Raw genomic sequence first — 8,767 nt, 5'->3', positions numbered from 1 at the left:
ATGGTGTACCACACATTTTTGGCAAATCGGACCCTGATGTTGCCTATGGCCTAGCCTGGGCACACGCCGAAGATGATTTTGAGACTATTCAGCAGACCCTTCTGGCTGGAAAGGCGATGGTGGGGAGGGTCTTCGGCAAAGAGGGTGCAGCCGTGGATTACTTTGTCCATCTTTTGGAAACAAGGGAGATTGCTGACGCAAAGTTTAAAGCTGACTATTCAGAAGATTTTCAAAAGCTTCTGGACGCTTACATGTCTGGCATCAATGATTTTGCATTAAGCCATCCGGAAAGAGTACTGTACAAGAAGGCTTTCCCTGTCACTGAAATTGATATCATTTCAGCATATATTTTATCTCTTGCTCAAATGTCAGGCGCTGATGAAGCCGTTAAAAAAATCATGGAGGGCAGCATTGACCAAGCTGAAGTCAAAGATCCTGCTGCCGGATCCAATGCCATAGCCATTCACCCCTCCCGTACGGATACAGGTGAAGCTTTTTTAGCCATAAACTCACATCAACCCTTATCTGGACCAGTTTCATGGTATGAAGCCCACCTCCACTCTGAAGAGGGCTGGAATATTTTAGGTGGCCTTTTCCCGGGAGGAATGACTGTTTTCCACGGTGTAAATGAGCATTTAGGCTGGGCACATACTGTCAATAGTCCTGACAAACTGGACGTTTTTCAACTCATCATGCATCCGGAAAAAGATGGCTTCTACAAAGTTGATGAGCAATGGATGGCGCTTGAGGAAAGGACAGTTTGGTTAAAAGTAAAACTCGCTGGCCTTATTACTATCCCTATTCCTAAAAAAGTGTACAAAAGCATATTTGGTCCAACTATGGTCACCGAGCATGGTGTTTTTAGTATTAAAACTGGTTCCTTGGAAATAATCACTGCACCAGAACAATGGTACAGAATGAATAAGGCCAAAAACTACAGCGAATTTAAAAATGCAATGGATATGATGGCCTTGCCTGGTTTCAACACAGTCTACGCTGATAAATACGATACAATCTATTATGTCAGCAATGCCTTATTGCCAATCAGAAATTCCGCATACGACTACAGTAAAACCATAGCTGGGGATCAAAGTGCAAAAATCTGGTCGGAGTATTACAGCTTCGAGGAACTTCCCCAACAGCTCAACCCAAACTCAGGCTACCTATTCAATTCCAATCATTCTGCATTCAAAGCATCTGCAAGCTCTGATAACTTGAATTCTGAAGATTATCCTAAGAGCATGGGATACGGGCTTCATGACAACAATCGCTCATTGCGATTCAGAGAAATCATGCCTGAAGAGGGTTTTATCACTTACGATAAATTTAAAAAAATCAAATTTGACAAAGCCCTTCCGACTAACCTTGCTTATGAAATTGATGTAAATCCTTTATTTACTTTAGAACCTGATAAATACCCGGAAATCTCTTATGAAATCAAAACACTTCAAAGATGGGACAGGCAGGCTGATGCTGAAAGCAAAGGGGCTGCATTATTTGCTTTTTCCTATTACCATTTAAGAGATAAAACCAAAGAGCTACAACTCGACCCTAATAGGACAATCACAGAAGAAGTGGCGGTAGAAACTCTGAAAGCCGCAAAAAAGGAATTTGAAAGCTATTTTAATAAAGAGGAAACACAGCTCGGAGATTTCCAGAAATTGGTCAGAGGGGAAAAGGAGATGCCCCTTTTCGGACTTCCTGATGTCCTGGCAGCCATGCGTTCAGAACCCTACCAAGGAGGGATGAGAAGAGGGGAGCAAGGAGAATCCTACATTATGATGGTTAGGTTCGGCGAAGGCCTTCCCTCTATTGAAACTGTTAATGTCTATGGAGCATCAAATCAGCCTGATAGCCCACATTACTCTGATCAGATGGAGCTTTTCCTAAGGCAAGAATTGAAACCCATGACCTTGGACAAAAAAAAGGTGTTAGAAAGTGCAAAAAAAATCTATTCCCCAGAAAATTTGTAAATGATTTTTTATGAAATGATCTATTTCTGCTGATTAGCTATATATTTTCATGGGAAAATTGAATAAAAGCTTCAATAAAAGCCCAAATACCTTACAGGCAAACCTAAAGCTTGAAATAAAATTTGTATTACTTAATAATTACACCACGCAAACAAAATATTATTTCAATACTACCCACTTTAACCTTTGATTATCAATTATATTTGTTTATCCGCATATTCAATTTTTAAAGAAAACTAATTGGCTTTACCTTTGCAATGTTAGCAAAAACTCAATTATGGATAAATATTCCTATATCGCCAATGCACATGTAGCTTATATAGATGAGCTCTATGCAGATTATAAAAACAACCCTGAATCTATAGACCCAAGCTGGAAGACTTTTTTTGATGGTTTCGAATTTGCCATCACCCAGTATGGTGAAGATGAAAATGGTGGAGCAAAAGTAGCCACAAAGCCATCTGATTCGAAGGCCCCTAATGGCTCACTTGCAACAAAGGGAACCATCATGGACATGGAAGAATTGCCTAAAGAAATCAAGGTAAGGGCATTGATTCATGCTTACAGGTCAAGAGCTCATCTAAGGTCAAAAACCAACCCGGTAAGAGAAAGAAGGGACAGAAAGGCACTTCTTGATTTGGATGATTTCGGCCTGGACCAGAATGATCTGAATACAGAATTTCAGGCTGGAAAAGAAATTGGCATAGGTAAAGCAAAATTATCCAAAATTGTCGAGGCACTTAAAACCATCTATGAAGGATCAGTAGGTTTTGAATATTTATACATTAGAGATCCAGAAATCCTTGACTGGTTCAAAACCAAAGTTGAAAAAGAAGCCTTGGCTTTTAACCCTGCAGTGGAAGAAAAGAAAAGGATCCTTTCCAAGCTCAATCAGGCGGTGGTTTTTGAAAACTTCCTTCATACCAAGTATCTCGGACAAAAGAGATTCTCGCTGGAAGGTGGAGAAAGCACAATTCCTTTCCTGGATGCAGTAATCAATACCTCCGCCGAACATGGCGTGGAAGAGGTGATGATTGGTATGGCGCACAGGGGAAGATTGAATGTGCTCGCCAATATCATGGGAAAAACCTACGAACAGATTTTTTCTGAGTTTGAAGGAACAGCAAAGCCTGACCTGACAATGGGTGATGGCGATGTAAAATATCACATGGGTTACTCTTCAGATATCATCACTACAGGAAATAAAAAAGTAAATCTGAAACTCGCTCCAAATCCTTCACACCTCGAAGCTGTCAACCCAGTCGTTGAAGGATTTATCCGTGCGAAAATTGATTCTCAGCATAAAGGTGACAGTAAAAAGGCATTGCCTATTCTTATTCACGGAGATGCAGCCATTGCGGGTCAGGGCATTGTATATGAGGTCACGCAAATGGCAGGATTAAAAGGGTACAATTCCGGAGGAACAGTACACTTTGTCATCAACAATCAGGTAGGGTTTACCACAGATTTCGATGACGCCAGAACTTCCATTTATTGTACTGATGTGGCAAAGATTATTGACGCACCCGTAATCCACGTAAATGGAGACAACGCAGAAGCAGTAGTTTTTGCAGCAAAACTTGCCGCAGAGTTCCGTCAAAAATTCGGGAATGACATTTTTATTGACATGGTCTGCTACAGGAGACACGGTCACAACGAGTCGGATGAACCGAAATTCACACAGCCAGAGCTTTACAATATCATATCCAAGCATCCAAATCCTAGGGAAATTTATATCAAGAAGTTGACTGAAAGGGATGATATGGATGCTAAAATAGCCAAGCAGATGGATAAAGAATTCCGTCAGCTCCTTCAGGACAGGCTCAACATGGTCAAGGAAAAACCACTTCCTTATCAGCAAACAAAATTTGAACAAGAATGGGGCAGTCTGAGAAGGTCCAATCCGGAAGATTTTGATCAATCTCCTGAGACAGGTATCTCTGAGGAATCCATTGAAGCAGTCGCAAACGCCCTTACTACCTTACCAAAAGGTTTCAAGCCCATCAAACAGATTGAAGTACAGTTCAAGCAGCGTAAAGACATGTTCTTCAATTCCAAGTCGCTCAATTGGGCGGCCGCCGAGCTTTTGGCATATGGATCATTGCTTATTGATGGCAAAACCGTAAGGATTACAGGACAGGATTGTCAAAGAGGTACATTTTCCCATAGACATGCCGTAGTACACGATGCTACATCCAATAAGCCCTATAACTCCCTAAAGGAAATGAAGGAAAGCAAAGGGCTTTTCAGCATCTATAATTCCTTACTTTCTGAATATGCCGTTTTGGGATATGAGTATGGATATGGAATGGCAAATCCTCACGCACTTACAGTCTGGGAAGCTCAGTTTGGAGATTTTGCCAATGGGGCCCAAACAATGATTGACCAGTTCATTTCTTCGGGTGAATCTAAGTGGGGTAAAATGAATGGTTTGGTGATGCTACTTCCTCATGGCTATGAAGGACAGGGGCCGGAACACTCTAATGCCAGACCTGAAAGATTTTTGCAACTTTCGGCAGAATACAATATGGTGGTAGCCAATATCACAGAACCATCCAACTTCTTCCACTTATTGAGAAGGCAATTGACATGGGAATTTAGAAAACCTTGCGTGGTGATGTCTCCCAAGTCATTGTTGAGACACCCTAAGGTGGTTTCACCTCTGGAAGAATTTACCAAAGGTGGATTCAAAGAGATCATTCTTGATAATACTGTGAAGGCCAAAGAAGTGAAAAGAGTCATTCTTTGCTCTGGAAAAATCTTTTACGATCTTGACGAAATGCGTGAAAAAGAAAAAGTCAAAGACGTAGCCATCATTCGACTGGAGCAAATCCACCCACTGCCTAAAAAGCAAATCACAGACGCATTGAAGCAGTACAAAAATGCTGAAGTAGTATGGGTGCAAGAAGAGCCAGAAAATATGGGATACTGGAACTTCATTTTACGTATGATGTATAAGGAGCTGCCTATGGAGGTCATTGCCAGAAAAATGTCAGCTTCTCCTGCTACTGGATACAATAAAGTCCACGTGCAAGAACAATCAAATATTGTAAAACAAGCTTTAAAACTTTCTTAATAACCCCTAATCCCGGAATTTCCGGGACTTAGGTTTAATTTAATTAATCGAATTTAAATTAACCTTGGGTTCGCCACAGCGAATTTGGGGGTAAACAAAAAAAACAATGAGCCTAGAAATGAAAGTCCCCGCGGTAGGGGAATCTATCTCAGAAGTAACCATTGGTCAATGGTTCAAACAGGATGGTGACCAAGTAGAAATGGATGAAGTCATCTGTGAACTCGAATCTGATAAAGCAACTTTTGAACTCACTGCTGAAGCAGCAGGTGTTTTGAAAATCCAAGCTCAAGAAGGTGATACACTGGAAATTGGAGAAATCATCTGTACTATCGAAGAGGGTGCAAAAGCTGAAAAAAGCAAACCCAAAGAGGAATCAGGATCAGACAAAAAAGAGGAATCAACTTCATCCGGCAAAACCGGCGAGGTAAAAGAAATGATAGTGCCTACAGTAGGCGAATCCATCACTGAAGTGACTTTGGCCAATTGGCTGAAAGCAGACGGAGATTATGTAGAATTGGATGAAATCATTGCTGAAGTAGATTCTGATAAAGCCACTTTTGAGCTGCCTGCTGAAGCAAACGGAATTTTAAGACATGTAGCCCAAGAAGGCGATACTTTGGAAATCGGCGGTTTAATCTGTAAAATAGAAGTGACAGAGGGCGGTGCCCCTGCATCAGAAGAACCTTCCGCAGGTACTGACTCTAAACCCGTAAGTACTGCCACTTCTGATAAAGACACCTATGCTACAGGCCATGCTTCGCCTGCAGCGGCTAAGATTTTAGCAGAAAAAGGTATAGATGCAAAAGAAGTAAAAGGAACTGGAAAAGATGGTAGGATTACCAAAGAGGATGCTGAAAAAGCTGAAAAATCAGCACCTAAACCTGAGTCCAAACCAGCTCCTTCAAAAACTGAAGAGAAACAAAACGAGGCTCCTAAAGTAGCTGGTTCCAGAGATAGCAGAAGAGAAAAAATGTCTTCTCTTAGAAAAACTGTTTCCAGAAGATTGGTTTCTGTCAAGAATGAAACAGCCATGCTGACTACATTCAATGAGGTCAATATGGGACCAATTATGGAACTAAGGAAAAAATTCAAGGAGCAGTTCAAAGAAAAGCATGGCGTGAATTTAGGCTTTATGTCCTTTTTTACCAAGGCTGTTTGTGTAGCCTTGCAGGAATGGCCTGCTGTAAATGCACAGATTGATGGAAATGAAATCATTTATAACGACTTCTGTGATATTTCAATAGCGGTATCTGCACCGAAAGGCTTGGTGGTTCCGGTAATCAGAAACGCAGAGGCCATGAGCTTTGACGAAATTGAAAAAGAGGTTGTCAGACTGGCCACTAAAGCCAAGGAGAATAAACTCTCTATTGAAGAAATGACAGGTGGCACATTTACCTTGACAAATGGAGGTATATTCGGATCCATGATGTCTACCCCAATCATCAATGCACCACAGTCAGCAATCTTGGGTATGCACAATATTGTGGAGAGACCAATGGCAGTAAATGGTGAGGTAAAAATCCTCCCTATGATGTATCTGGCACTTTCTTATGACCACAGAATTATTGATGGCAGAGAATCTGTAAGCTTCTTGGTTAGAGTGAAGCAACTCTTGGAAGATCCTACGAGGTTGTTGTTCGGAGTCTAACTTTTGGTACGAAGTACCAAGTACGATGTACCATGAGTCAGATAAATTATCCGTTTAATTTGATCACTGTATTTGACAAAAAGTATGGTTGAAGGTAAATTCAGAGTTATTGATTTTCACTTAAAACCTTAAAAAAATGCATCGATACAAAGAATTGAAAGTATGGCAAAAGGCCATTGACTTAGCAGTTGAAATTTACCGTATTACCGAAAAGCTCCCAAAGGAAGAAAAGTATGGACTCGTTGGTCAAATGAACAGGTCAGCTGTTTCAATACCATCAAATATTGCAGAAGGTGCAGGTAGAAATTCCAACAAAGATTTCAATAATTTCCTAGGGATTGCCTTAGGTTCTTCTTTTGAGTTGGATACTCAAGCTATTATTTCTAATAGGCTGAATTATATCAATGATCAAGATTTTCAACATTTAGAAAACGAATTAGAACATCTTCAGAATATGATTTCTAAACTGAAGATGAGTTTAAATCTTCAATAACCAACTGAGTACTTTGTACATCGTACATGGTACTTGGTACAAAATAAAAAAAATGTACGACGTAATCGTAATCGGCTCCGGTCCCGGAGGATATGTAGCAGCCATCAGAGCTGCCCAATTAGGGATGAAAACTGCCATAATAGAAAAATACCCTACACTCGGCGGAACATGTTTAAATGTAGGATGCATTCCATCAAAAGCCCTCTTGGATTCATCAGAGCATTACCATAATGCTGCTCACACATTTAAGACTCACGGAATCAACCTTAGTAGCTTGAAAGTGGATCTTAAGCAAATGATCGCCAGAAAAGACGATGTGGTGAAGCAGAATGTTGATGGGATTGATTACCTGATGAAAAAAAATAAAATTGATGTTCATCAAGGGTTGGGGTCATTCGTGGACAAAACGACTGTCAAGGTCACCAAGGATGATGGATCTTCAGAAGAAATCAAAGGGAAGAACATCATCATCGCAACAGGTTCAAAACCCTCTACCCTTCCTTTTATCGAATTGGATAAAAAAAGAGTGATCACTTCTACTGAAGCCCTAAAACTAAAAGAAATTCCAAAGCACATGATCGTAATAGGTGGCGGTGTGATTGGAATGGAGCTTGGCTCAGTCTATGGCAGGATGGGTGCAAAAGTTTCCGTGGTAGAATATATGGATTCCCTTATACCGACCATGGATAAAACCATGGGTAAAGAATTGCAGAAGTCTTTGAAAAAGCTCGGTTTTGAATTCTTCCTAAAACACAAAGTGGTAGGCGTTGAAAATAAAGGAAAAGAGGTAGTTGTAAAAGCTGAGAATTCCAAAGGCGAAACCATAGAATTGAAAGGAGATTACGTTTTGGTTTCTATTGGCAGAAGGCCATACACTGACGGCTTGAATGCAGAAGCGGCTGGAGTTAAAATCACCGACAGAGGCCAAGTAGAAGTTGATGAACACCTAAGAACAAATATCCCTAATATTTATGCGATCGGCGACGTGGTTAAAGGCGCCATGTTAGCGCATAAAGCTGAAGAAGAAGGCAGCTTTGTGGCAGAAGTGATTGCAGGACAAAAGCCGCACATCAATTATCTTTTGATCCCGGGCGTGGTTTATACCTGGCCGGAAGTGGCTGCGGTAGGCTACACTGAGGAGCAGCTGAAAGAAAAAGGTATCAAATACAAAACCGGTAAGTTTCCATTTATGGCATCAGGCAGGGCTCGAGCCTCTATGGATACTGACGGTGTTGTAAAAGTACTCGCAGACGCTGAGACGGATGAAATTCTTGGTGTCCACATGATAGGCCCAAGAACAGCAGACATGATTGCTGAGGCAGTAGTGGCTATGGAATTCAGAGCTTCCGCAGAAGACATTGCCAGAATGTCCCATGCGCACCCAACTTATACAGAAGCCTTCAAAGAAGCTTGTTTAGCAGCAACTGACAATAGAGCTTTGCATATTTAAGCCTATATTTAATAAGTCCAAAAGTATCATAAAAGGTCATGAAATGATGTTCTATTTACATTTGTCATGTATAGTCTCTAAAAAATACTTTGGACGAAATTGATTCAAAAACAAAAACCAGGTCTGT

At 40.9% G+C, this 8,767-nt stretch carries 5 protein-coding genes; all 5 read left to right on the top strand.

From position 1 onward, the window contains the following. On the top strand, positions 1 to 1,973 hold a 1,973-nt coding region (locus EA341_RS17000), incomplete at its 5' end, for a penicillin acylase family protein (protein WP_293016369.1). Between the two features lie 277 nt (positions 1,974 to 2,250). After that, positions 2,251 to 5,049: a 2-oxoglutarate dehydrogenase E1 component gene (locus EA341_RS16995; RefSeq protein WP_293016368.1), complete on the top strand. Its 2,799-nt coding sequence runs from the start codon at positions 2,251 to 2,253 to the stop codon at positions 5,047 to 5,049. Between the two features lie 106 nt (positions 5,050 to 5,155). Then, on the top strand, positions 5,156 to 6,697 hold the full coding sequence (gene odhB, locus EA341_RS16990; RefSeq protein WP_293016367.1) for a 2-oxoglutarate dehydrogenase complex dihydrolipoyllysine-residue succinyltransferase: 1,542 nt from the start codon (positions 5,156 to 5,158) through the stop codon (positions 6,695 to 6,697). 136 nt (positions 6,698 to 6,833) lie between these two features. After that, positions 6,834 to 7,190, top strand: a complete 357-nt coding sequence (locus EA341_RS16985; RefSeq protein WP_293016366.1) for a four helix bundle protein — start codon at positions 6,834 to 6,836, stop codon at positions 7,188 to 7,190. 52 nt (positions 7,191 to 7,242) lie between these two features. Next, positions 7,243 to 8,640, top strand: coding sequence for a dihydrolipoyl dehydrogenase (gene lpdA / locus EA341_RS16980; RefSeq protein ID WP_293016365.1), 1,398 nt, complete (start codon positions 7,243 to 7,245; stop codon positions 8,638 to 8,640). The last annotated feature ends 127 nt before the right edge of the window (positions 8,641 to 8,767 follow it).

This window comes from Mongoliibacter sp., from assembly GCF_007692705.1.
Taxonomy (GTDB): domain Bacteria; phylum Bacteroidota; class Bacteroidia; order Cytophagales; family Cyclobacteriaceae; genus Mongoliibacter.
The sequence above is the reverse complement of the archived record's forward strand: the minus strand, read 5'-3'. Positions and strand labels throughout refer to the sequence as shown.

Bases quoted from the DNA above. Each gene is read 5' to 3' on its own strand.
- EA341_RS16995 (WP_293016368.1), top strand. From the start codon at position 2,251: ATGGATAAATATTCCTATATCGCCAATGCACATGTAGCTTATATAGAT.
- odhB (WP_293016367.1), top strand. From the start codon at position 5,156: ATGAGCCTAGAAATGAAAGTCCCCGCGGTAGGGGAATCTATCTCAGAA.
- EA341_RS16985 (WP_293016366.1), top strand. From the start codon at position 6,834: ATGCATCGATACAAAGAATTGAAAGTATGGCAAAAGGCCATTGACTTA.
- lpdA (WP_293016365.1), top strand. From the start codon at position 7,243: ATGTACGACGTAATCGTAATCGGCTCCGGTCCCGGAGGATATGTAGCA.